Raw genomic sequence first — 24,417 nt, 5'->3', positions numbered from 1 at the left:
CTTGGTGCATGATCTCTGATCGACCGATGATTTCACATCAACCCGCGTTGCTTGCTGTGTATTTGCAGTCATCGGCCACAAATTCGGGAGGTTTGTCATGAACGACGCGCGCGACGAGTTCGCTGAGCTGTCCGAGGTCAGGATGTGTTTCCGCGACGAGGGTGATGAGTCGGGGAAACCGCTGCTGTTGATCATGGGGCTCAGCTCGCAACTGATCCACTGGCCTCAAGAAATCGTCGACCGCCTCGTTGAGCGCGGCTACCGGGTGATCCGTCCCGACAACCGCGACAGCGGTCTGACCGAATGGAAGACCGCACCGAGCCAGTACTACCTGCGGGCGGTCGCCCGGGACGCTGTCGAGCTGCTCGATCATCTCGGCATCGAGCAGGCGCACGTCGTCGGCGCCTCGCTGGGCGGGATGGTCGCCCAGCTACTCGCGATCGAGCACCCCCAGCGGGTGCTATCGCTGTGCTCGATCATGAGCACGCCGCACTTCCTCATCGGCATGGCCGATGGTGAAGTGCTCGGGGAGCTGACGAAAAAGCCGCCGCCGGATCGTGACGAGGCGATCGAGCAGATCGCCAACCTGTACGCGATCATCGGCTCGAAGACCTACGCCGAGCATGAGCGCGAGCGCCGCTACGCGCTCGCGACCCACGCCTACGACCGTGCGCAGCACCCTGACGGCCCCTCACGTCAGGTGGTCGCGGCCCTCATCGCTCCCGACCGCAGGAGTCGCCTCAAGCAGCTGCGGCTGCCCGCGCTGGTCATCCACGGCGCGGAGGACTCGCTCATCAAGATCGCTGGCGGCGAGGCGACCCATGCCGCGATCCCCGACTCGGTCTACCTACCACTCGACACGATGGGCCACGACCTACCCGAGCCGCTGTTCGATGAGATCGTCGCGGCCATCGCTGAAAACGCGTCCCGGCGACCTGCGGTCGTGTGAGGCACTAACCGCACCCGAAATTGCGGGGTGCCTGCGCCGGATCCCATCCGTTTGAGAGATCGGCGGCCGGTTCTCGATGCGGAATACCGTGATGCGAAGGACGGCGGCGACGACCGCGTCCGGGCCGGGGCGTCGACCGGTCCGGTGGTCACGAGCCGCCGTCCGAGTTGCGACGGGCTAGCTGCGACGCGACTGTGCAGCGCCAATACTTTCCGTCCGACCCGCCACGACGGTGTCCACGCCAGCCGCGCCAGAGCCTCACCCAACACCTGCTTATGGTCGGCGGCGGTGCCACTGCGTGCGTTGCCCGGTCGCGAAGATCGCGTTCGCCAGTTCGATCCTGGTCCTCCATCTTGGGGTCCCGGTAGTAACCGTGCGAAAAACAACGACAATGGCTTGACCAGTGGTGATGTCGGGCTTCCGGTTCGGGCTGCAGGGCATCGTGATTGGTGCTTGGCTTGGCTGCCGATGAGGTTGGTCGGCGTGCTGGAGGTCGGGTTTCGTGGCGATGCAGGTGTTCGCGGACGAGGAGTTGGCGCGTCTGCGGGAGTTCCCGGATATCAGCCGCGAGGAGTTGTTCCGGTACTTCACGCTCACCCCGACCGATATCGCGTTCATCACGCCGGGCCGCGGTCGCGGCCCAGCGGAGCGGCTCGGTTTGTCGGTGGCGTTGTGCGCGCTGCCGTGGCTGGGATTCGTGCCAGACAAGGTGGCCGCCGCGCCGGCGGTGGCGGTGGCCCGGTTGGCGGAGCAACTGAAAGTCGATGCGACGCTGATCCGTTCGTACGGTAAGCGGGCGCAGACGCGCACCGAGCATCTGCGGTTGGCGGCCCAGTATCTGGGGTGGCGATCAGCAGGATCGATGGAGCTGAAGGAGATGGACGAGTTCCTGTTGGCGCGGGCCATGGAGCATGATTCGCCGACATTGCTGTTCCGGTTGGGGTGTGAGTATCTGCTCTCGGCGCGGGTGATCCGGCCCAGCCCCGACACTGTCGTTCGTCGCGTCGTGCACGCGCGCGAGCGCGCGCAACAGGAGACCTACGACCGGTTGGCGCACGAACTGACTGCACAACGACGCTCGGAGTTGGATGCGCTGCTGGCCACTGATGCCTCGATCCGGATGTCGCGGTTGCGGTGGTTGTCCATCGGCCCGGTGGAGGCGTCAGCGGCCGCCGTGCGCAACGAGGTTGAGAAGCTGGGGTTTGTGCGTGGTCTGGGCGCGGACACCCTGGACATGTCAGTGCTCCCAGCGGAGCGCCGCCGTTTCCTGGCCACGCTGGGCCGCCGCCTGACCGGTCAAGCTCTGGAACGGCGTGATCCGGAGCGTCGGTATCCGATCTTGTTGACAGTGCTGGCGCAGTCCGCGGCCGATGTGCTCGATGAGGTGGTGGCACTGTTCGACCAGTCGCTGTCGGCGAAGTTCAGTGCCGCCGAGAACCGGATGCGTGAGGAACTCGCTGAACGCGGCAAGACCGGGGATGACCGGCAAGCGCTGCTGGATGACCTGCTCTCGATCATTATCGACCCGCAGACCCCCGACGAGGATGTCGGCGGATTGATCCGGGGCGAGGGCATCGGGTGGGAACGGTTGCGGGCGGCGAAAGCCCAAGCCCGCCCGCGGCTTCCGCGCGATCACGGGCACTTGGCCGCTCTCGATAGTTCGTATTCGTATCTGCGGAAGTTCACTCCGGCGGTGTTGTCGGCGGTGCGGTTCGCCGGCGGTACCGCGGCGACCGAGTTGCTGATCGCGGTGGACATGTTGCGCGAGCTGAACGCGACTGGTCGCCGGAAGGTGTTCGACGATGCGCCGACCGGGTTCGTGCCGACGAAGTGGCGCGGCTACCTCGACGAGGCCCACAAGAGCGGCAATGCCGTTGCCTACCGGCATTATTGGGAATTGTGTGTGCTGCTGGGCCTGCGGGACGGGTTGCGCGCCGGGGACGTGTTCGTGCCGGGGTCGCGGCGCTATGCCGATCCGGCCGCCTACCTGCTCACCGGTGAGCAGTGGGAGCCGCAACGCACCGAGTTCTGCCGTCTGGTCGGCAAATCCGCCGATGCGGCTCATGCACTGGCGGCGCTCACCGACGAGTGGCATGAGGCGATCGGCGAGTTAGAGCAGGTGCTCGCCGCCGGTGACGGGCCGGTGCGCCTGGATGATGTCGGGGATCTGGTGATCTCACCGCTGACCGCCGAGGATATCCCGACCGCGGCAATCGCGTTGAAGGCCGAACTGACCGAGATGCTGCCGTTCGTGCCGATCGTGTCGCTGTTGATCGAGCTGGACAACCGCACCGGATATCTGGGCTGTTTCACCCACGCGGGCGGCAAGCAGGCCCGCAGCCCGGAGCTGAAACGCAATCTGATCGCGGTGCTGCTGGCGTATTCCACGAATCTGGGGCTTACGCGGATGGCCGAAGCGTCCGGCATCTCCTACGACATCCTCGCGTGGACATCGGAGTGGTACGTGCGGGAGGAGACGCTGCGCGCGGCGAATCTGGCGATTATCGGTTACCACCAAAGACTGCCGCTGACAGCGGCTTTCGGCACCGGCACCCTGTCGTCCTCGGATGGGCAGCGGTTCCCGACGCGCGGCAAATCGCTGACCGCTCGCGCGGTCAACCTGTGGTTCGCCGAGGAGGGCCTGTCGACGTATAGCCATGTGACCGATCAGCACACCACCTACGGCACCAAGGTCATCGTCACCACCCGACGCGAAGCCCACTACGTGCTCGATGAAATTCTCGGTAACGCAACCGATCTCCCGATCACCGAGCATGCGACAGATACCCATGGCGTCACCTTGGTGAACTTCGCGCTGTTCGACCTGCTCGGGATGCAGCTCTCACCGCGCATCCGGGACCTGGGCAGGATCACCTTCTACCGGCCGACACCACGCGCCGACGCCGAGGCGCGGTTTCCGCACGCGGGCCCGTTGCTGACCCGCAAGCTGAATCTGGACCTGATCGCCGAGCACTATGACGATCTGCTGCGGCTTGCTGGGTCGTTGAAGTTCGGGCACGCCACCGCGTCCCTGCTGGTCGGCAAGCTGTCGGCGTCGGGTCGGCAGAACGCGCTTGCCGCGGCGCTGAAGGAATACGGTGCCATGCGCCGCACCATCTACGCCTGCCGGTACCTGACCGACCCTGACTACCGGCGCAAGATCACCCGCCAGCTCAACAAGGGCGAATCCATCCACGCGCTCAAGCGCGGCCTCATCTACGCCCACGAAGGAGCCTTCCGCGCCCGCCACCTGGAAGCACAAACCGAACAAGCCTGGTGCCTGACCCTGGCCACCAACGCGGTGATCGTCTGGACCACAGAGTATTACGGGCTCGCGGTAGAGCAGATGCGCCGTGAGGGCCGACGCATCGATGACGGCGTGCTGGCACATATCTCTCCGGCACACAGCGAGAACATCAACTTCTTCGGTGCGATCGAGGTCGACATCGACGCTGAACTCGCCCATCTCGGGCCGACCGGGTACCAGCCGCTCCGCGTCCGCGACACCCTCTTTTGACCGCGCTCCCAGCGGGCGCCTCTCGTCTCGTCTACGTCCTGTAAGGGGCCGATTTCCGGTTGGTTGGGTGAGCAGCAGTTGGGGCATGCGATCTCGCTGAACTGTGCCCGGACAGTCGCAAGCTCTGATCCGTTTCCGTCGAGGGCAACCCTGGCCGGACGGTGCGGGTTCTCGGGTGCGGTACCCCGGCGTTATTGGGTGGTCTTGCGTTTGAAGAAGCCGATTGCCGCTGGTGCTGCGATGACCAGGATCAGGGTCGACCAGATCAGTGCGGCGGGGATCGGGTGTTGCATGGGCCAGGCGTGGATGGTGTGGGATGGGTTGGGGTTGCCCCAGAGTGTGCGGGTTGCGGCTACGACCGAGCTGACGGGGTTCCAGGTGGTGATCGTTTGGAGCCAGCCGGGCATGTTCTGGGTGGGGACGATCGCGTTGGAGACGAAGGTCAGGGGCAGGAGCAGGATGAGCCCGAAGGAGGCGGCTGTTTCGGGGTTGTCGGCGTTGAGGCCCAGGCAGGCCGATACCCAGGAGACCGCGTAGGAGAAGAACAGCATCAGCGCGAATCCCGCGATGATCGAGGCGATGCTGGTTTCGGGGCGCCATCCCAGGGCCAGGCCGGTCAGTGCGACGATGAGGGCACACAGCAGCGCGGTGAGCAGGTCGGCGAGTGATCGCCCGACCAGGATGGCCGAGCGCCACATGGGCAGGGTGCGGAAGCGGTCCATCATGCCCTCGTGCAGATCGGTGCTCAGACCGACCGCGGTGCCGGTGGTGGAGCTGACGAGGTTCAGTACCAGAACTCCGGCCAGGACGTAGTCGACGTAGCGTCCGCCGCCGGGGATCGGGATGCCGCTGCCGAAGATGTAGACGAACAGCAGGGTGAACACCAGCGGCTGAATGGTCACGTCGGAGAGCTGCATAGGCGCGCGGGAGATGTGAATCAGATTGCGGCGGGTCATGGCCCAGGTGTGCCACAGCGCACCGGCCACACTCGCCGACGAGCGCCGCGGCTCGTCGCCGGTCTTGGACGCAGCGGTCGCGATCGCGGTCATGCCCGCACCTCCAGCTCGTGGTCGGCACGGGCGCGGCGGGAACCCTCGTCGGTCTCGGTGGTTTGTGTGCCGGTGAGGGCGAGGAACACGTCGTCGAGCGAGGGGCGTCGTACTTCGATGTTGTCCACGAGGGCACCGGCGTCGTCGAGTGCGCGTACGAGGGCGGTGGCCAGGCCCGAGGTGGCGTCCACGCTCGCGCTCAGGCGCCGGGGGTCCTCTCCGGTGTGGACGGGCCCGGTCACCAGCGGTGTGATGGCATCGATCGCGCCTGGGTGTGGTTCGGCGAGGGTGAGTTCGACGTGCGCGGTGCCGCTGGCCTCCTTGAGTTCTTGCGCGGTCCCTTCGGCGATCACGGTGCCGTGGTCGAGGACGACGATACGGTCGGCCAGGGCGTCGGCCTCCTCGAGGTATTGCGTGGTCAGCAGGACCGTGACTCCCTCGCCGCGAAGGGCACGGATCGTGTCCCATGTTCGTTGGCGGCCGGTGGGATCCAGGCCGGTGGTCGGTTCGTCGAGGAACAGCACCGGCGGTCGCGTCATTAGCGATGCCGCGAGGTCGAGGCGGCGGCGCATGCCGCCGGAGTAGCCCGTCACCACTCGGTCGGCGGCCTCGGCCAGGTCGAACTGGGCCAGCAGCTCCCTCGCCCGGGTCCGTGACGCGGCTCGTCCCATGCCGGAGAGTTCCCCGACGATCACCAGGTTCTGGCGCCCGGACAGCAGGGGGTCGAGGGTGGCTTCCTGCCCGGTGACACCGATGTAGCGTCGCACCCGCTCGGGATGTGCGACTACGTCGATGCCCGCCACGGTGGCGCGTCCGGCGTCGGGTCGGGCCAGGGTGGTCAGGATCCGCAGCGCGGTGGTCTTGCCGGCGCCGTTCGGGCCGAGCAGGCCCAGGATCGTCGCGGCGGGCACAGCGAAGTCCACACCGGCCAACGCTTGTGTGCGCCCGTAACGTTTGGTCAGCCCCTGGGCCTGGATCATCGGGCCGGTTCCTGCACGATCGTCATCCATGTGGCTCGCCTCCTGCGGTGGTATCCGGGTCGGTCAGGTTCTCAGCGGCGGTGCGGTGGCCAGGCGATAGACGACCTGGTCCATGAGACGGCAGGCGATGCGAGTATCGGGGAGTTCGCCGGAGGTCACCAGCTGCTGCAGTGCCAGCGCCGGGAAAAGCCCCGCCAGCAGGTCCAGGTCGTGACCCTCGGGTATCTCGCCTCGGGACACCGCGCGCTCGAACACCGTGCGGAATCCGGCCCTCCGCGGCGCGATGAACTTGTCCTCGAACACCTGCCGTAATTCAGCATCGCGAGCCAGGGCGTTGAGCATGCCGATCGTCACTCGGGCCCCGAACCGGCCCTCTGCGCTCGTGATCGACTCCGCCAGGGCCCGCAGGTCTTCGCGCAGCGATCCGGTGTCGGCGATATCGGGGGCACCCTTGAGGCTGTTCAGCGCATCGACGACAAGTTCTGCCTTGCCCGGCCAGCGCCGGTAGATCGTGGTCTTGGCCGCGCGGGCGCGGGTAGCCACGGCGTCCATGGTGAGCCGGTCGTAGCCCACCTCGGCCAGCAGCGCCAGCGCCGCCTCCCGCAAAACCAGGTCACGCGAGCTGTCGAGGGGACGACCGCCCCGGGGGCGGGTGCTCTGTGCGTCACCGTCTCGGCTCACGCTGGCCTCCTCCTCGCAATCCTGCTCAATTGCCCTGTTCATATGCGCCTGCATATTTCCGCTACGAAGCCGTTTCGATACGCTAGTGTAGCGCTATTGGAGTCGGTGGACTCGATATCGGGTACGTGCGGTGTCGTACCGATCCAGCTGGGCCGATGACATCAGCGGGAAGGGAGAGTAAGCCGTGAAGAAGACCGAGTTGCTGAACATCTACCGCAGAGAATGGCCTCGGGTAGCCGCGGTGCAGGCGATGGCGCTGGGTGGGGCGAGTCTGCTGGCCGGGCGTAAATCGCAGACCAATCTGCGCGCCCTGTCGGTGATGAACGCCATGACGATGTGCGCACACCAGTACGAGGAATACGTCGACCCGGGTTACTTCCCGGGCATGGTCAACGTCGGCATCTTCCACAGCGACCAGCCCGAGAACTACCCGTTCAACGCGCACTCGGCGATGTGCGCCAACATCTCCTTCCGCGCACTCTACGTGCCGCCGATGCTCCTCCCGGAAGTCAAGTGGCTGGGCCTGCCGCCCGTGCTGCTGGGCATAGTGCAAGCGATCGCCCACGGCGTTCTGATGCCCCGCATACTGCACACCAAGTACACCCCCGGCGCGCTGACCGCGGCGCTGCTGCACGTCCCGATCGGCATCACCTATCTCTCGGCGTTGCGTGCGCAGGGCCCGATCGAGCGCAGCGACTGGCTCAAAACCCTTGGCGTCCTGGTCGTTTTCGGGGTCCTTGGGGTGGCCGCGCCCAACGTGCGCGGCGCGGACAAGGACAGCCCTTATGCCTTCACCGCTCATCAGATGGGCCCCTTCGGCGCACCGCAGGCACCGGGAGATGGCGAGCTGTGATGGGTGATGCGCAGCAGTCGGCGCCACCGATCGCCACGATGCCACCCGGTGGTCCCGGGGCGTTGTGGCTGGATCGCCGGTCGCAGACCGATGAGCTGGAATACCTGACCGCGCAGGGGACCTGGGAACCACCCAAGCGCACGTACCCAGCGCATCGACACCACCGCGATCGACGCACGCGACAGGTACGACCTGACGGGTAGTCCGGTCATGAATCAGTAACGTTCGTTCACGAGACACTTTGGGCCTCCGGGGATTCCCGCAGGTCGGATCCCACCGAATCTGTAAAGGTTGCCGTGTACGCGCCAACGTCAACCTGTCGGGGGTTCCGATACACTCCCGGGCCATGCGAATCGGCTACGGGCGAGTCTCCACCCGCGACCAGCACCCCGAAGCCCAACACGACGCGCTCACCGCGGCCGGCTGCGAGCAGATCTTCATCGACAAGGCCTCCGCCAAGCTCGCCTCCCGCCCCGAGCTGAACAAGGCGCTGCTGGTCGCCAACCGGCCCAAAGACCAACTGGTGGTGACCAAGCTCGACCGGCTCGGCCGCTCCCTCGAGCACCTGATCGAACTGTCGAAGACCTTGCAGGAACGGAGCGTGGACCTGGTAGTCCTGGATCAGGGCATCGACACCTCCACCGCCGTCGGGCGGATGTTCTTCCAAATCCTCGGCGCGATAGCCGAATTCGAACACGCTCTGATGTCCGAACGCACCCGCGACGGCCTGGCCGCGGCCCGCGCTCGCGGACGCACCGGCGGGCAGAAGCCGAAACTTGGGCCCCGGCAGGTGGATCTGGCGCGGCAGATGTACGACGAACTCGATGAGCGGGGCGAACGTCGATACACCGTCGAGCAGATCGCCGCCGAGTTCGGCGTCACCCGTCCAACCATCTACCGCCACCTCGGCAAGACAACCCCATAGCTGACCACGACCGCGGTCCGACAATCATTGCTGGTCAAGCCATTGTCGTTGTTTTTCGCACGGTTACTACCGGGACCCCATCTTTGCCGGTTGAGCGGCTCGGTTTGCGTTCTGCCCCAGAAGGATTCGATGACTGCGTTGTCGTGGCAGTCCCCTATCGACCCCATCGAGGGCGCCAGCCTGGCCGTGGCCGACCGCGATACCCCGGCCCAGAGTCAGCTCGGCGTGCCCGCGCTCGCGCCGTAGGTGCCGCGCGAGGCGGCGCAGCGGGCGCGGTGGCGTAGTTCCAGGTCCGGCGACTGGCGAACGCGGTCAACCGAAGCCCGTCGCGGTCGGTGAACCGCAGTACGGATTGGTCACACGTCAATAGGTCGGCAGTGACGGATCGACCTGGTTGGCCCAGGCTATGACTCCGCCTTGTAGATGAGTGGCATCGGAGAAGCCCGCTCGTTTCAGAGCGGCGAGGGCTTCGGCCGAGCGGATTCCGGTCTTGCAATGCAGCACGATGGGGCGATTCTGCGGCAGTTCGGAGAGCGCCTCACCGGAGAGGATCCGATCCTTCGGGATCAGCTTGGCGCCCTCGATGTGCACGATGTCCCACTCGACGGGCTCGCGTACATCGATGATCTCGATGTCCTTGCCCGCGTCGATCAGGTCTTTCAGTTCGCGCGCGGTGATGGTGGAGCCGGCCGCGGCGGCCTGGCCCTCCTCCGACACCACACCGCAGAACGCCTCGTAGTCGATCAGCTCGGTGATGGGCTGCCGCTGCGGGTCTCGACGCAGCTTGATGGTGCGGTAGTTCATGTTCAGTGCGTCGTACACCATCAGGCGGCCGAGCAGCGGTTCGCCGACGCCGGTGATCAGCTTGATCGCCTCGGTGACCATGACGGAGCCGATGGACGCGCAGAGCACGCCGAGCACGCCGCCCTCGGCGCAGGACGGCACCATGCCGGCCGGCGGAGCCTCCGGGTACAGGTCGCGGTAGTTGATGCCGCGGCCGTCCGGTGCGTCTTCCCAGAACACCGAGACCTGGCCTTCGAAACGGTAGATGGAGCCCGACACATACGGCTTTCCCGCCAGTACCGCGGCATCGTTGACCAAATAGCGGGTGGCGAAGTTGTCAGTGCCGTCGACGATGAGGTCGTACTCGCCGAACAACTCGACCGCGTTCTCTGGCTCCAGCCGGATCTTGTGCAGCCGCACATCGATACCGGAGTTGATCTCCAGGATCGAGTCGCGGGCACTGTCGGCCTTGGGACGGCCGATATCGGACTCGCCGTGGATGATCTGGCGCTGCAGGTTGGAGGCATCCACCTCGTCGAACTCGACGATGCCGAGGGTACCGACACCCGCCGCGGCCAGGTACAGCAGCGCCGGGGATCCGAGCCCGCCCGCACCGATCACCAGCACCTTGGCGTTCTTCAACCGTTTCTGGCCGTCCACGCCGAGATCCGGGATGATCAGGTGGCGACTGTAGCGCGCGACCTCATCCTTGGTCAGCTCCGCGGCCGGCTCGACCAGCGGCGGGAGGGACTTTGGTGATGGCACGTCCAGGACTCCTCGAATCGAATGGGTCGATCGCAATGGGTGCGCTCATGTGATGGCCGTATTCGATGACAGTAAGCCCGCGACTGCAAGGTGGTGGCAACCTGGTTTGGTCGGACGATCATGCCGGAAACAGGGACCAACGTTGTTTGGAGCACTCCGGACATCCGAGGGCGCGGAGTCCCGTTCCGACCTGTCACCACAGGTATCAGGACGGGGTCGACGGTGGCGTGATCACGGCAGGTGATCAACGCGATCTCGGGGAAGCTGTGGACCGGTGCGCCGTGGCGTGACCTGCCCGAACGCTATGGTCGGTAGAAGGCCGCACACGAACGGCTGCTTCCGTGGACCGCTGTGTCGCCCTGGACTGGTTCGATTTCCCTTGGGCAGCACCAGATTTGCCGGTCATCGAGGTCCAAATGGAGTTGGCCCTCCCCGGAGATCAGCCCCATACGCTGGCAGGCATGCAGGCCGTTACAAACACTGGAAATGCCGGCGAGTCGAAGACAGGCTCGCAGACGCGCGGGCAACCGGATGCGCTCGATGCATCCGCATGTTGCCCAGGCTGCCAGGCGGTGGCAAGGTACCGCCGCGCGGCGGAGACGGAAGCAGTTGGACACCTTCCTGCGTGCCCAACGCGAGTTCGTCCGATGGACCGCCGAGCCGAGGTCGCCGAGCTTGTCCGCGACCGTTGGGGCGGACTGCTGGCCGAGATCAACAAGACTGTCGTCGAGCGTGATGACGCGAGGCTCCCGCCACCACCGGAGTTGATGGCCGCGACCGGCGCAACCGGACTGCAAGCGCTGTCATTGCCGCCGGTGGCGGGTGGCGAGAATGTTGATGCCTTGACTTGGGGCATGGTGCTCGAGCAGGTTGGTTACTACTGCGAAGACTCGGCCCTTCCATTGATAATGAATCATCAGGTCGATATTGCGCGGCTGGTATGTGAGTCGGGACGCGCGGACCTGATCGAGAGGTATGCGGTTCCGATTGCCCAGGGCCGCTCCGGAGCCGGCATCGCCTACACCGAGGATGCCGACGCCTTCTCATTCCGCACTGTGCTGCGGCGCAAAGGCGATGACCATATCCTCTCCGGCCACAAGTCATACATCACCGGCGGCCTGATGAGCGATGTGTTCCTGACCTATGTGATGGACGAGGCCGGGGATATGCAGGCATGCATGGTGGAACGTAATGATCCCGGTGTGACGGTGACGCCCTCGCAACCGCTGGGAATGCGGACTGCCGGTGCGGCCTCCGTGACCTTCGAGGACGTTCTGCTGCCCGCCGACCGAATTCTGGAGGCGACAGACGGTCTCACCCACGCCCAGCGGTTCCTCAGTAATCAGCGACTGTGGATCGCGTGCGCCCCGCTCGGTCGCGCCCAAGCGGTCCTGGAGGAGTGCGCGACACACCTGATCACCAGCACGCGATACGGCGAACCCGTTGCCGAGTTGAAGAATGTGGAGGCGTCGCTGGGCCGTATGTACGTCGCGGTCGAATCGGCTCGGAGCATGCTCTATCACGCACTCGCCCGCGTCGCCGACGGCCGCAACGAGCTGGTCTTCGACCCGGTGGTCGCGGCGGCCAAATACGCTGCCGTCGAGCAGATCCGTTTCGTCCTCGAACGTGCACTCGGCATCCTGGGCGGCCATGCCTTTTACGGAACCCCGCACCTGGGGAGATACATGCGCGACTTCGCGGGACTGTCCCTCGCCGCTGGTACCCAGGACATCCTCGAGGCCAATCTGGGGGCAGGTGTGGTCGCCCGGGCGCGGCAACTCATGACCTCAGTTATTCCAGCTCCGCCGAACAACCCGGAATCCCTCGTATAACCCTGAGTCCAGGGAAAATCAAGAGATATGGAGAACGGCCATGATCTTCGACTTCCATGGCATTTTGCTGCGCTCTGCCAACAATCAGCGTTCGATCTCGATCGCGGCGTCGACGCTCGACACGGCCTTGGACGAGCTGACGCGCCAGTTCCCCGACCTCAAGCGGATCTTGCTAGACAACTCGGGCCGCCTCCGGCGTGCCCACCGGGTATGCCTGAACGGTCAAGTCCTCGCACAGCCCGACAATGCGATGTCTCTGTCCGAGGATGATCGCGTTGAGTTCCTTACCGCGATCGCCGGCGGTTGACATCGGACCAGCAACCCACGGAGTGATGCATAATGCAACCCGCGGAACACCAGGGTGCGCTATGGGGGGCACATCCTCTCGATTGGGCCGAAATCCAGGAACCGATGATGTGGCCGGTCTTCTCGGACGTGCTCGGCAGGCTGTCGCCCTGGCCAGGACAGACACTCTTGGATATCGGCTGCGGCGCAGGCGCTTTCGTTCGCCTCGCTGACGCGCTGGGTGCGCGAGCCAGCGGGCTGGACCCGTCCACCGCTCTGGTTCGGATCGCCCGCGAGCAGGCACCCCGGGCGGCCTTCTATATCGGCGGTATGGAGGACCTGCCGTTCCCCGACAACCAGTTCGCAGTCGTAACTGCCTTCAACTGCCTTCACTTCGCCACCAACCCCGGCCTGGCCATCGCTGAGGCGATCAGAGTCACCCGGCCGGGAGGCCGCATCGTAGTCGCGACCTGGGGTCCGCCGTCCGAATGCGATGCCGTCACGTATCTGCTCGATCTCGGCGCCCTCATGCCGCCACCGCAGCCGGAGCCACCGACTCGGCCGGATCTCACCGACCCCACAACGCTGGAAGCCTTGTTAACCAGCGCGGGGGCGGTCCCCGGCCGATGGTGGGTTGTACCCTGCCCTTGGGAATACCCCGACCTGAGCACAGCTCTGCGTGGCCTGCTATCGACCGGACCTGCGGCACTGGCGATCGCTCACTCAGGAGCAGCCGAGGTGGCCGACGCCGTCGCTGAATCAATCTCGCCCTACCGTCGCGACGACGGTTCGTATCTACTCGACAACACCTCGCACTACCTCGTCGCAGCCGTCGTTGCAGAGGGTTAGTCCCCCGCTCACATACGGCTCGTCAAGTTGGGTGACAGCTGACGACATCGTCGCCCAGCACGGTCTACCCGAAGCCTCGACGGAGGACGGCCCATTCGCGAAGTCATCCGGCTGGGCATACCACGTGGCCGCCCACGGTTCATGGTTCGGGGAACAGGCGCTCGCATGGCAGTCGCGGCAAACCTGTTGCGTCACCGACGATTACATCATCGCACTGGTGTAGCCGAAGATCCCGCTGGTGTGGTTGAGCAGCTGCCGGATGTTGATCTTGCGGCCGTCGTGACCGTTGCTATGTACCAGTCTTGGTAGCCACTTTATGGGCGAGTTCCTGAATCAGGTTTGTCAGGACTTGATCCGCGCCGCCGAGCACTGGCGGCAGACAGCGGTGGCGCGACCCGAGCCAGAGCGACCGGCGTGCGGACAGGGGCGCATGCGGTAGCGTGCGCTATGGCCTACTTCGTCTTGAAGTTTGTTCCACACCGGCTGGACTTCCCGGCCAACCTCACCGATGCCGAATCCGCGGTGATGACCGACCACTTCGCCTACTGGCGCAGGAACGCGGATGCCGGTGTCGCGATCGTCTACGGTCCGGTCGGCGACCCAACGGGCGTATGGGGGCTGGCGGTCGTCGAGGTCGCGACCGAAGCCGATGCGCAAGTACTGCGCGCTGACGACCCGGTGATCCGGGGCGACCTCGGCCAGTTTCATATCTACCCGATGCTCGACGCGGTCGTCCGCTGACCGACACCGAGTGATCGCCCGCACGCTGGTGCGGACGTCCACCGTACACATCCGCACCGGCGATCACGAATAACGCCCCGATCAGGCCCTGCACCCGACCGCGCCACTCGACGGGATACAACTCCGAGATCGCGATGGACGGCGCCACGAACAGAGCCCCGCCGCCGATGCCCCGCACCGCGTGTAGCGATCAGCTGTGGAAGTGTCTGCGCGGCACCGGAGAAGACCGAGGCGATGACGAATACTGTTACTGCGGTGAGGAATACAGGTTTTTGAACGGGCTGGGTTGCGCTGTCTTCACTGTGGCTGTGGGCAGGTTTGTTGGGTCATTTGTCGAGGAATCGTGCGAGAAGCATGGTGGCGGGGCCGAATTTTGCTTGTCTGTAGAAAGGCAGTGAGCGGTCGGTCGGGGAAAGCACGATGCGGACGCAGCCGGTGCCTTGTGCGTGTGCGATGAGCGCGTCGAGCAGCGATGTGCCGATTCCTTGGTTTCTGTGTGCGGGGAGGACGAACGCGTTGCCGAGGTAGCCCCATCGTGAGGCGGGCTGTCCGGGCCGGGGCATTCGTTCGAAGATGGCGAGGTTCACCATTCCGACTGCGTTGCTGTTGATCTGAGCCAGGAAGGTGACGCGGCGCGCCGATTCCGTCGCGTACCACTGGGCAAACTGGTCCTCGAAGGTATCGTCCCCGAGCGTTCGGCCATCTTGTTCCTCTGACCACAGTCGGCGCAGTGCCGCCAGCGCTGGAACGTCGCGATCATCAGCTTGGCGGATCGAAACAGGGTGGGTGAGAGTCACGTTCCTATCTTCGCGGATTGCGGGAATCGCCTTGTTGTCCATCGCCTTTGCATTGGCTGACCTCGGCTGCTCAGCCGGTCCAGTCACCGGCGGACAGTCGTTGCCGCCTGAGCCATTACCTGACGTGCTGGCGCGACGGGCTCCGCGCAAGCGACTGGTACGCAGCGGCGCCGATGGCCGACAGGGATTCCATGGCAACGCAACGTGACCGCTCCTCTGGTGATCAATGACGGTTTTCGGGCGGCCGGGTTCTGGGATGGAGATTGCTCGCGGAGAACTAGCTAGTCGATCTTGGCCATCACATGTTTGACGCGGGTGTAGTCCTCCAGCCCGTACATCGACAGGTCCTTGCCGTGCCCGGACGACTTGAACCCGCCGTGCGGCATCTCGGCGATCAGCGCAGTGTGGGTGTTAATCCATACGCAGCCGAAGTCAAGCGCGGCCGACACGCGAAGCGCCCTCGACAGATCCTTGGTCCACAACGAGGACGCCAGCCCGTATTCGACGCCGTTGGCCCACCGGATCGCCTCGTCTTCGTCGGTGAACGACTGCACGGTGATCACCGGGCCGAAGATCTCGTTCTGGCTCAGCCGGTCATATTGCAGCAGCCCGCCGATGACCGTCGGCTCGACGTAATACCCGTGGTCGCCCTGCCGGTGCCCACCGGCCAGGACCGAAGCGTGATCGGGCACCTCATCGAGGAATGCGAGCACCCGCCGTAGTTGGTTGGCGTTGTTGACCGGTGGCACCCAGGCGTCCTCGTCATCCGCGGCCTTACCGAACGTCGTTGTTGCACTGCCGGCCTGCTCGGCCAGCGCGGCGGTCAAATCATCAGCCACCGACGCGTGACCCAGCACCCGAGTGGCCGCAGTGCAATCCTGCCCGGCGTTGAAATAGCCCGAGGCCGCGATGCCCTTGGCGGCAGCAGCGATATCGGCGTCGGGGAACACAATTACCGGCGCCTTGCCGCCCAACTCCAGATGCGTGCGCTTCAGGCGGCCTCCCGCCGACTCCGCGATCGCACGTCCCGCAGCCACCGAACCGGTGATCGATACCATCTCCGGGGTCGGATGCGCCACCACCGCCGCGCCGGTCACCCGATTACCGGTGACCACGTTGAGCACGCCTGGCGGCAGGTGCTTGGAGGCCAGTTCCGCCAGCATCACCGTCGTCACCGGGGTGGTGTCGCTCGGCTTGATCACCACGGTGTTGCCCGCCGCGATCGCGGGAACAAACTTCCAAATTGCCATCATCATCGGGTAATTCCACGGCGTCACCTGCCCGATGACGCCGACCGGCTCCCGGCGGATCCACGATGTATGTCCAGCCAGGTACTCGCATGCCGACTTACCCTCGAGTACCCGTGCCGCCCCCGCGAAGAATCGGGTCTGGTCCAGCATCTGCGGGATCTCGGCGGCCAAGGTGAGGTGGTTTGGCTTGCCGGTGTTGCGGCCCTCGGCCTCAACAAGCGCGTCGGCGGCATTCTCCAACTCGTCGGCGAAATCTAACAGCGCCTTCTGGCGGTGCGACGGCGTCGTGCGCTTCCAGTCGCAGAACGCCCTGGCCGCCGCTGCGTACGCGTTGTCGATGTCCTGTTCGTTGGACGCCGGGGCGGTGCCGTACTGATCGCCGGTCGCAGGGTCGACGAGCGCCATCGTCGCACCGCCGACCGAGTCGACGAGCTTGCCGTCGATGAAGTTCTTGACCACTGTCATGGTGCCTCCTCGGGTGCTCTGTTCAGTCGACAATTCTCTGGCGTGGGATATTCGGTTGATTTAGCGATCTGATCGCCTGCTATTACTTGTCCATAAACACTTCGGTTTTATCGACACCGAATGGATTGATCTTACTCTTTTTGTTGCCGCTGAGGACGACGCAGCCGGAACCTTGCACATTGCGGTGAAAAGCATCGTTTTGTCTTCCGTTGCAACGACTTTCGCCTTCGTTTGAATGTTGTCATTCAAGTTTTCGGATAAGCTGTGTACCATTTCATTCTCCTTCCATGCGCGAAACCTCCTGCCTTACGGCAATTGTGGAATCGAGCCAATGCCTATGGTCCAGCACGACCTGTTTCGCCTTCACCAGCTTTGTCAATCTTGACGCAAGATCTGCTCACCGACGCGCCGCATACGGACCATTTCTTGGTCGCCCCTGGGCGTCGGGTCGGATGGTGTTATGCGACCGCCTGCCCGATCAGCGGGCGGGGAGCACGAAAGCGACTGGGCGGCAACCTGGCGGGCGTCGTGACCGGCGACGAGTGGGAACGAATCGTCGAACGGGACGGCGTGGTCACGATGATGGACGACTCTCCCCTAGACCTTTCCTGCGGTCCGGACCGATTCGGTGTTGTTCCCATCTGGCCCAGATCGTCGGTAACTCACCTTCGAGGAATCGATACAGCTCGGCGACGTTGGACAGTCGCTCGCGCCGTTGCGGCGACGCGCCGTCGAGCACCTCTAGCCCGCGCTCGGTCACATGACGGAACGCGGTCGTCTTCGCGTAGCGGCTCTCGAGCATTCGACTCCAGCCGTCCGCGGCGATGCGGAAGTACTCCTGGCGCTCGCCGCGTTTACGCACACCTTCGACCAATCCGCTCGGGGTCAGCATCCGGGTGGCGGTGCTGATCGAACTTCGGCTCACCGCGAGCGCGTCGGCGAGCTCGGCCGCGCTCTGTTCGGCGGGCTCGCAAATGAGGAGCCAACCGATGACGCGCCCGGAGATCAGGGGCAGTCCCTCGCGGGCGAAGAATGCCGCGACTTCATCGACGAAGTCGAGTTCGCTGTCGGTCGGATCAGACATCGGTCCATTCTGACCACCACCGTGGGGAGAACCGGAGACCGGTCTCGTCATCGGAGAAACTCGGCGATCATGGTGTTCACCTTCTCGGGCTCCTGCCGATTCGACCAGTGACCCGCACCATCGATCAATTGGTATCGCGCACCGGGGATCTGGTCTGCGGCGGCACGCGAGTGCTTCGGGTCGACACCCACATCCCGGCCGCCCTGGATGATGAGCGCGGGTGACTTGATCTCGTGCAGCCGTGGACGTAGGTCGACGCGCATCGCCCGGAATCCGATCGAAGCGTTCTGCCAGTCGGACGATCCAGCCCCGTTGCGCACTACGCCCGCGTGGTATTCGTCGACGATCTGATCGAAGTCGTCGACGGGCCCGGCGAACAGTGCCTTCCGGGCGAACCGCGCGCACATGGCACGACTACGAAATATCAGGGTCGGCAAGGTGCGTGCGAGGAATCGAGACTTCGCGACCAGCCACAGCAGTTGGTGCACTCCGACTGGGAACGAAATGATCCCAGCGGGTGCCAGGACCGCAAGTCTGTCGACCCGCCCCGGATGCTCGATCGCGTAGGCGAGCGCGAGCGCACCGCCTTGCGAAAGTCCCACGAGCGAAACCTTTTCCAATGCGAAGTGATCAAGCACGGCGGTGATACAGCCGAGCATTCGTTCATGATCGGCCACGCCGTTCCAGGGTCGGCTGCTGCCCTGCTTCGGCCAGTCCAGAGCGAGGACGCGGTGTTCATCGGCGAGTGCGGGAATCATGCGACGCCAACTGAGCGACACGTTGTCGTTGCCCGCGCCGCTGAGCAACAGGACCGGCGAACCATCGGCGCCTCGCTGCAGGACCCGCAGCTCACCTTCGGGTTGTTCGATGTAGACGCTGTCTCCGAGATCAGCGGCCGTGTCGATGGGAGGAGCCATGCCATCGACATTACAGTTGTTGCAGTAATTACTGCAACAACTGCGTCACGGGTTCGTGATTTGCCGTCACGGGTGGTGGTATATCTGCTGCTGGCCGGAGGTTTGTTCGCTGGACTGGGATATCGGCAGGTGTGGGCTCGGATGGTGTGTGGGCTCGGCGCTGGTGTAGCAGCCCTGACGTCATCGGCGTTGATGCAGGCGCGTCGGAGGATCGGTGCGGGGCCGTTGCGGGAGTTGTTCGGCTTCCTGGCCGGCCCCACGGCCGGAGCGGTGCGGTGGAGGGGCTGCTGGTATGCGCGATCGACGCGACCACGATGTATATCCCCGACAGCACGGCCAACCGGGCCGTCTACGGCCTCCATGGTGCTGGCCACGCAGTGGCCGGCTACCCGATGTTGCGGCTACTCACCGTCGTAGCCACCGGCTGTCGTCATGGCGTTCCACGTGGATGGGCGGGTCTCTCGGCCGATCCCGATCAACTCCGTCGGTACTCTCCGGGGGTGGATGTGCATACGCGACACTTGCGCTATTTCGTGGCGGTCGCCGAGGAGCTCAACCTCACACGGGCCGCCGGGCGGCTGCATGTTGCTCAGCAGGCGCTGAGTGCACAGGTCAAGCAGTTGGAGAAGGATTTGGGGCTGCATCGGTCCACCCGCAGTGTCGATCTGACGGCGGCCGGCTCGGCCATTTTGGAGGTTGCGCGGAGTTTGTTGTCGGCGCTGAATATTGGGGCGGCAGATGCTCGGCGTATCCAGGAGTCCGAAACCTCGACGTTGACGCTGGGGCTCGGTGACGGGGCGGCATTGACACTGACTGAGCCTGATTGCAACCGGCATTTCGAATTCTTCACCTTCCCGCACAGCCATCTCGCTATGACCAAGACCAGCAATCCGGTGGATGCGGCGGTAGCGCTCGGCCGGGCGGCTTCGCGGACGATTCCGCTGCTCAATCGGGTCGTCTCCCGTGCCGGTGGCTACGCGCATCGGCTCGATCGATCCGGCCGGATCTTCGCCACACCGCGGCGTGTGCGATTCAACGAGATGGGGTACGCGATCCCCCATGAGCATTCGGCCGCCGCCGTACGCGCCGTCCGGGATGTCGCTCAGCGACGGGAATTCGAGGTATTCAATTCCTTTGCCGGACACCCACATTGGAGCAAGCATCACTCGCAGACGGCCGAGACCCCGCGTCCCCGGTATCTCGAGTGGGATAAGTTCGCCGCAGTACGTGGCTGTCTCGATCCCAAGGACATGTTCACCAACGGCTACATCGGCCGCGTTCTCGGACAGGCATGCTCATGACAGAACCATTGCTGCACAAGCTGTTTCCCGAAGTGTTGGCGACACTGCCATTCCACCCGCTCGGCGAGCGCCCCACTCCGGTGCGCGAACTCACCGCCCTGTCGACCCGAAGCCCGCTGTGGTGCAAAGATGAAAGCGGATTCGGGTGGGGCGGCTGGAGCGGCAACAAGATTCGCAAACTGGAGTGGATTCTCCCCGATGTGCTTCGGCGTGGCTCGGACACCATGCTCACCGTCGGCGGCCTCGGCACCAACTGGGGTCTGGCAGCAGCGCTGTACGGGCGAGACCTCGGACTGCGGACTGTGCTGGCGCTGATCGACCAACCCGTCGACGATCACGTGCGGCAGCAATTGGACCGGCTCCACGATTCCGGCGCGATCATTCATCGGACCCACACCAAGGCGCGCACCATCGCGATGGCGCCGTGGCTGTTACTGCGGCACAGCAGAAATGGACGTCTCCCCTACCTGCTGCCCGCTGGGGGATCCTCGCCGATCGGCGTACTGGGTTATGTCGAAACCGCCCTCGAACTCGCTGAACAGGTCGCTGCGGGGGCATTGCCGGAACCTTCGCACATCGTCACCGCGGTGGGGTCCGGTGGGACAGCGGCGGGATTGGCCCTGGGACTGCGGCTGGCCGGACTGCGCACGCGAGTGGTCGGCGTCATCGTGAATGACACACTGCCGCTGGACGCGCGGCATATCGTGCAGCTCGCAGAGAAGGGCGAGCGCCTGCTCCGTAGCCGAGGCGCGCAGCTACCCCGGGTGGGGCTCGAGCCCGGCGACATCACCATGGTCCGTGATTGGCTCGGCGACGGGTACGGCGTTGTCACCCCGGAAGCTCTGGCAGCACAACAGCTCACGGCGCGCGAGGGTCTCGACCTCGAACCTGTGTACACCGCGAAGGCGATAGCCGGTCTACTCGCCATGGACGCACGACAGCGATTCGGTGCAGGCCCGGTCCTGTTCCTGAACACCTACGGACCCAAGGATTCCGCATGACCCTCGCTGAACGCTCCGCCACCGACCTGGCGTACGCGATTTTCACCCGCGAGACGTGGGCGTACAGCAGGTCCCGCCGCAGCGCGTGCAGGGATTCGCCCTTGTTGAGCTGGCAGGCGATGCGCCGCAGCCGGGCGGTGGTTCTCGACATCTCCGGCGTGCCTGCGGTCGACTCCCCGGTCGCCGACCACCTGGTCGAGACAAGTGGAGGAATGCCGGCCAATTGGCGCTGTATGCTCTTTTGCATCGGCTGCCGTTCTTCGCGCAGATCGGCCATCAGGGTCATCCAATTCTCAGCGAATAGACAAAGTGTCTGTAACAGTGAATTCAGACACTTTGTTGTCTCTGGCCGTGCGCCGCAAAACGCCACCCGCGGCCCGAGCGGCGCGTTTGCAGAAATCTTGATGAACTCGACTTCTGCCTGATTGAACATCGGCGGATCGGGTAGTAGGACAACCGGAGAACTCTTCGGCGGCACGGCATGCGATCGGGCGGGGAATGAGACGCCGAACACATCCGGGACCGGTACGGTATACCCGCGCCCGCGCAGGACGTGGGCGATGAGCATCACGGGAAAGGCGGGCGCGCGATGAATCAGCCGTATTCGCAGTGGCATACACAGAATTCGGCCGAGAACCTACCGCTGGCCGCCCGCTACCAAACCGCCGATCCGATCCGCTGGAACGGCAGCATGGTCTATCCGATGTACACCGAGCGCGTCGGACCGGTACCGATCTGGGTGAGCATGATGCTGTTGTCCGCCGCACCGCCCACCGGGCTTCGTGGACACGGGATCGGTCTGTCGGTGATCGATGGATACATCGGACTCGCGGGTAAGCAATTGGGCGGTGTCGATGTCTGGAGCGATGCGCTGACATCGGGCATCACCTTCGAGGTTTTCCCGAACGCTGCGGATGCGCTGTTCAGTCTCACTCCGGTGTGGGTCGATCCCTTCGGAATCGAACAGTCGTGGTCGGGCAACTACGGCATGCTGATCGAACAGCCACCCAGTGGCCAACTCGTGCTGTGGTGCAGCGTCGGTGAAGGGCCGCCGAATTTCGCGAACCTGGTTGTCGAACTCACGGTCGAGGCCGCGCCCGCTGAATCAGCCCCGCAGCCAAGCATTTCCGTGCCAAACATGCCGGTGCCACCCCTTCCGGGTCCACACGTTCCGGCACCCACCGCGTCGACACTGAGCCCAGCGGCAACGACTCGATCGGCCACGAGCCAACCGTCTCCGAGCCAACCGGTGTCGAGCCGGTACGAACCCGATCCTTTGGACTCGCCCTTCGGGGCACCGACCCAGCCGGTCGCCGTTACCGGAGCCGACGAGCCGGGCGGCGCGCCGGGACGCGACTATCGCAGCGCTCTCTATGAGCTGGCCGTGGCCATGTATCGCCGTGGCGAGGTGGAGCAAGCGTGCAGCCTGTGGGTGCAGGCCGCCGACGCTGGACATGCCACGGCGGCCTACGACCTGGGCGTGGTCAGCTTTCGCCGCGGCGATATGCCCGCCGCCGAACGATGGTGGCGGTCGGCGGCCGATCGTCGCGAGTCACGCGCCATGATCGGCCTTGCCGAATTGCTGGAACGCCGGGGCAATCCGTCGGAAGCACAGCTGTGGCGTGCCCGTGCCGCCGACGGTAATCATTCCCTCAGCTCGGGGTGAGCCCTACGCAGTTCGTCGCGCACGGCCATCAGCGCGAATCCGAGCAGGTTGAGGCCGCGCCACCACGCCGGATTTTCGGCGCGGGGATCGTTGGCGGCCAGTCCGATCCCCCAGATCCGGTCCACCGGACTGGCTACCATGAGCACTCGATTGCCGGTGCCGAGCAGATACTCACGTAAGTCTTGATGTTGCCCGAATTTCGCGACATTGCCGGTCACGACGATATCGAACCGTTTTGCTTCCCAGATGATTCGATGAAATCCGTGCACTTTTCGCCCGAGGTCCTTCGCATGCTTGGGATGTCCGGCCGCGAGTACCCGCCCGGCGATCTCGGTATCACCGAACAACATGGCCTTTCCCCACATCATGTAGTGCTCAGCGGTATCGAACCGTAGGCCGGACAGTCTGCCGGACCAACCACCGCGCTTGCCCGCCGGTTTTCACGACGCTTACCGGTGGGGTCCCGCAACGGCCAACCACACAGCACGTCGGCACGAATTGCGTCTGCGCACAAGCCGGTCCAGCCCATTGCGAACTTGCACTGGTGTCGAGCTCAGCGAGGTGACCACACTTTCCGCTTCCAGGCGCGATAAATCCCTCGCGCACACCGACTCGATGTCGTAGGTTCTAGCACTATGAATGGCAGTCCTGGCATGAACGGAGCATGCGCGGTCGGCGCGTACTTCATCCGTCTGCGCGCGGAGGCTCGGACTCTGCCAGCGCATCACACGGGGGCTCCGACTCCCCGGCACTTCTGATCGAGATCATCGCGCGTGGTTACTGAATCACCGCTGATACCGATACCGCGGAGGCGCTGAGCTTCTCCAGCCGCTGAACGCTCGCTGAAGCGCTGAGGTGCTGTGTTCTGGCATGGGTCCGGGCGAATCACACATTCCTGATTCGACCACTCCGTTCGGAGGACACCCATGTCCCGCAATCGTTCTATTCCGCGCGCCCGCGACTCGCGAAACCGCCCCGGCAGCACTCGCAAGCGACTGTCCCAGAACTTCCTGACCAATCCGGGCGTCGCACGCATGCTGACGCGCTCGTCCGGTGTCGGCCCCACCGACCTCGTTGTCGAGATCGGCCCCGGTGACGGGATGCTGACCAGGCAACTGTTGAGCGCGGGCGCACAGGTGCTTGCCTACGAAAAGGATCGTCACTACGCCGACGATAAGCGAATCTGCTGCTTGCCCTTGGACTTTCGTGATGTCGTGGCACCGCGGGAACCTTTCTCGGTGGTAGCGAATATTCCGTTCGCGAGCACCACCGATATCGTTCGCTGGTGCCTGGCGGCGCGTTATCTCACCTCGGCGACCCTTCTTGTCCAGCGGGAGTTCGCGCGCAAGCAGTCGGGCGACTACGGCCGGTGGACAAAACTCTCGGTATCCCATTGGCCCACTGCGACAATGGAATTGGGCGCCAGGGTTGGCCGCCACAACTTTCATCCGGTCCCGAGCGTCGACTCGGCGGTGCTGCGGCTGACGCGCCGGTCTCAGCCATTGCTCTCGGTGCGAGAAATGCCCGGCTACCGATACTTTGTCGAACTCGGTTACTCCGGTCTGGGCGGATCGCTCGCCGCGTCACTGACACGCGCTTTTCCCGCCAAAACCGTGCGCATGGCCTGCGCAATCGCGGAAATCGACACCGGTCTACCGGTGGGTTTTCTACCACCTGATCGCTGGATCGCTCTGTATCGGGCAATGCGATAGCGACTTCCCGGCTCA

24 protein-coding genes are annotated in these 24,417 nt (G+C 64.6%); 15 read left to right on the top strand and 9 right to left on the bottom strand.

The annotated features are described in order from the left end of the window. Window positions 1-97: 97 nt before the first annotated feature. Window positions 98-949, top strand: a complete 852-nt coding sequence (locus tag LKE06_RS16815) for an alpha/beta fold hydrolase (protein WP_228000060.1) — start codon at window positions 98-100, stop codon at window positions 947-949. A gap of 502 nt (window positions 950-1,451) precedes the next feature. Further along, complete coding sequence (locus LKE06_RS16810; protein ID WP_308188379.1) at window positions 1,452-4,466, top strand: Tn3 family transposase; 3,015 nt, start codon at window positions 1,452-1,454, stop codon at window positions 4,464-4,466. A gap of 191 nt (window positions 4,467-4,657) precedes the next feature. On the opposite strand, the gene LKE06_RS16805 is transcribed toward LKE06_RS16810, so the two are convergent. Genes LKE06_RS16805 through LKE06_RS16795 form a run of 3 tightly spaced genes read right to left on the bottom strand, consistent with a single transcriptional unit; the run spans window position 4,658 to window position 7,218 of the window. Next, the gene (locus LKE06_RS16805) at window positions 4,658-5,515 is read right to left on the bottom strand and encodes an ABC transporter permease (RefSeq protein WP_228000059.1); all 858 of its coding nucleotides are present in this window, start codon (window positions 5,513-5,515) and stop codon (window positions 4,658-4,660) included. Next, window positions 5,512-6,525, bottom strand: coding sequence for an ATP-binding cassette domain-containing protein (locus LKE06_RS16800; RefSeq protein ID WP_228000057.1), 1,014 nt, complete (start codon window positions 6,523-6,525; stop codon window positions 5,512-5,514). Before LKE06_RS16800 ends, LKE06_RS16805 begins: the two co-directional genes overlap by 4 nt. A 33-nt stretch (window positions 6,526-6,558) precedes the next feature. Continuing rightward, window positions 6,559-7,218: a TetR/AcrR family transcriptional regulator gene (locus LKE06_RS16795; protein WP_228000056.1), complete on the bottom strand. Its 660-nt coding sequence runs from the start codon at window positions 7,216-7,218 to the stop codon at window positions 6,559-6,561. Window positions 7,219-7,360: 142 nt separating this feature from the next. Here LKE06_RS16795 and LKE06_RS16790 point away from each other — a divergent pair, with 142 nt between their 5' ends. Beyond that, entirely contained in the window at window positions 7,361-8,029 is a 669-nt protein-coding gene (locus tag LKE06_RS16790) for an HXXEE domain-containing protein (protein ID WP_228000054.1), read from the top strand. Between the two features lie 346 nt (window positions 8,030-8,375). Beyond that, window positions 8,376-8,954: a recombinase family protein gene (locus LKE06_RS16780; RefSeq protein WP_228000052.1), complete on the top strand. Its 579-nt coding sequence runs from the start codon at window positions 8,376-8,378 to the stop codon at window positions 8,952-8,954. A gap of 363 nt (window positions 8,955-9,317) precedes the next feature. Here the strand turns inward: LKE06_RS16780 and moeZ are convergent, their stop codons facing one another. Continuing rightward, on the bottom strand, window positions 9,318-10,502 hold the full coding sequence (gene moeZ, locus LKE06_RS16775; RefSeq protein WP_228000047.1) for an adenylyltransferase/sulfurtransferase MoeZ: 1,185 nt from the start codon (window positions 10,500-10,502) through the stop codon (window positions 9,318-9,320). A gap of 647 nt (window positions 10,503-11,149) precedes the next feature. Between moeZ and LKE06_RS16770 the strand changes: the two genes are divergently transcribed. From LKE06_RS16770 to LKE06_RS16750, 5 genes are all read left to right on the top strand, one after another. Next, window positions 11,150-12,334, top strand: coding sequence for an acyl-CoA dehydrogenase family protein (locus LKE06_RS16770; protein ID WP_228000045.1), 1,185 nt, complete (start codon window positions 11,150-11,152; stop codon window positions 12,332-12,334). 40 nt (window positions 12,335-12,374) lie between these two features. Continuing rightward, on the top strand, window positions 12,375-12,641 hold the full coding sequence (locus LKE06_RS16765) for a MoaD/ThiS family protein (RefSeq protein ID WP_228000044.1): 267 nt from the start codon (window positions 12,375-12,377) through the stop codon (window positions 12,639-12,641). 32 nt (window positions 12,642-12,673) lie between these two features. After that, window positions 12,674-13,468, top strand: coding sequence for a class I SAM-dependent methyltransferase (locus LKE06_RS16760; RefSeq protein WP_228000039.1), 795 nt, complete (start codon window positions 12,674-12,676; stop codon window positions 13,466-13,468). A 31-nt stretch (window positions 13,469-13,499) separates the two neighbouring features. Then, window positions 13,500-13,691 carry a hypothetical protein gene (locus tag LKE06_RS16755; RefSeq protein WP_228000038.1) on the top strand — a complete coding sequence of 64 codons (192 nt, stop codon included), beginning with the start codon at window positions 13,500-13,502 and terminating at the stop codon, window positions 13,689-13,691. A 239-nt stretch (window positions 13,692-13,930) separates the two neighbouring features. Further along, window positions 13,931-14,209, top strand: a complete 279-nt coding sequence (locus tag LKE06_RS16750) for a YciI family protein (protein WP_228000035.1) — start codon at window positions 13,931-13,933, stop codon at window positions 14,207-14,209. Window positions 14,210-14,535: 326 nt separating this feature from the next. Here LKE06_RS16750 and LKE06_RS16745 read toward each other — a convergent pair whose 3' ends face one another. The 4 genes from LKE06_RS16745 to LKE06_RS16730 all read right to left on the bottom strand — a co-directional run bounded on the left by LKE06_RS16745 (window position 14,536) and on the right by LKE06_RS16730 (window position 18,722). Beyond that, window positions 14,536-15,093 carry a GNAT family N-acetyltransferase gene (locus LKE06_RS16745; protein WP_228000034.1) on the bottom strand — a complete coding sequence of 186 codons (558 nt, stop codon included), beginning with the start codon at window positions 15,091-15,093 and terminating at the stop codon, window positions 14,536-14,538. A gap of 194 nt (window positions 15,094-15,287) precedes the next feature. After that, entirely contained in the window at window positions 15,288-16,721 is a 1,434-nt protein-coding gene (locus tag LKE06_RS16740; RefSeq protein WP_228000032.1) for an aminobutyraldehyde dehydrogenase, read from the bottom strand. A 574-nt stretch (window positions 16,722-17,295) separates the two neighbouring features. After that, complete coding sequence (locus LKE06_RS16735) at window positions 17,296-17,805, bottom strand: GbsR/MarR family transcriptional regulator (RefSeq protein WP_228000030.1); 510 nt, start codon at window positions 17,803-17,805, stop codon at window positions 17,296-17,298. Window positions 17,806-17,852: 47 nt separating this feature from the next. Continuing rightward, window positions 17,853-18,722, bottom strand: coding sequence for an alpha/beta fold hydrolase (locus LKE06_RS16730; protein ID WP_228000029.1), 870 nt, complete (start codon window positions 18,720-18,722; stop codon window positions 17,853-17,855). Between LKE06_RS16730 and LKE06_RS33215 the strand changes: the two genes are divergently transcribed. The 5 genes from LKE06_RS33215 (at window position 18,666) to LKE06_RS16700 (ending at window position 22,690) form a co-directional block, all read left to right on the top strand. Then, complete coding sequence (locus LKE06_RS33215; protein ID WP_228000028.1) at window positions 18,666-19,139, top strand: transposase domain-containing protein; 474 nt, start codon at window positions 18,666-18,668, stop codon at window positions 19,137-19,139. The two genes, LKE06_RS16730 and LKE06_RS33215, sit on opposite strands and share 57 nt — an antisense overlap. After that, window positions 19,037-20,023 carry a D-arabinono-1,4-lactone oxidase gene (locus LKE06_RS32815; protein WP_372477388.1) on the top strand — a complete coding sequence of 329 codons (987 nt, stop codon included), beginning with the start codon at window positions 19,037-19,039 and terminating at the stop codon, window positions 20,021-20,023. The genes LKE06_RS33215 and LKE06_RS32815 overlap by 103 nt, the downstream gene beginning before the upstream one ends. Continuing rightward, window positions 20,020-21,024 carry a 1-aminocyclopropane-1-carboxylate deaminase/D-cysteine desulfhydrase gene (locus LKE06_RS16710; RefSeq protein WP_228000027.1) on the top strand — a complete coding sequence of 335 codons (1,005 nt, stop codon included), beginning with the start codon at window positions 20,020-20,022 and terminating at the stop codon, window positions 21,022-21,024. Before LKE06_RS32815 ends, LKE06_RS16710 begins: the two co-directional genes overlap by 4 nt. Beyond that, the gene (locus LKE06_RS16705) at window positions 21,021-21,449 is read left to right on the top strand and encodes an STAS domain-containing protein (RefSeq protein ID WP_228000026.1); all 429 of its coding nucleotides are present in this window, start codon (window positions 21,021-21,023) and stop codon (window positions 21,447-21,449) included. The genes LKE06_RS16710 and LKE06_RS16705 overlap by 4 nt, the downstream gene beginning before the upstream one ends. A gap of 164 nt (window positions 21,450-21,613) precedes the next feature. Then, a complete protein-coding gene (locus tag LKE06_RS16700) occupies window positions 21,614-22,690 on the top strand; it encodes a tetratricopeptide repeat protein (RefSeq protein WP_228000025.1) in 1,077 nt (358 codons plus the stop codon). Here the strand turns inward: LKE06_RS16700 and ybiA are convergent. Next, window positions 22,669-23,094 carry a riboflavin biosynthesis intermediates N-glycosidase gene (gene ybiA, locus LKE06_RS16695; protein WP_228000648.1) on the bottom strand — a complete coding sequence of 142 codons (426 nt, stop codon included), beginning with the start codon at window positions 23,092-23,094 and terminating at the stop codon, window positions 22,669-22,671. The genes LKE06_RS16700 and ybiA overlap by 22 nt on opposite strands. 522 nt (window positions 23,095-23,616) lie before the next feature. Between ybiA and LKE06_RS16690 the strand changes: the two genes are divergently transcribed. Continuing rightward, the gene (locus LKE06_RS16690; protein WP_228000023.1) at window positions 23,617-24,402 is read left to right on the top strand and encodes a ribosomal RNA small subunit methyltransferase A; all 786 of its coding nucleotides are present in this window, start codon (window positions 23,617-23,619) and stop codon (window positions 24,400-24,402) included. The last annotated feature ends 15 nt before the right edge of the window (window positions 24,403-24,417 follow it).

This window comes from Nocardia australiensis, from assembly GCF_020733705.1.
GTDB lineage: Bacteria > Actinomycetota > Actinomycetes > Mycobacteriales > Mycobacteriaceae > Nocardia > Nocardia australiensis.
Note: the sequence above shows the minus strand (reverse complement) of the source record. Positions and strands in the feature narration are given on the sequence as shown.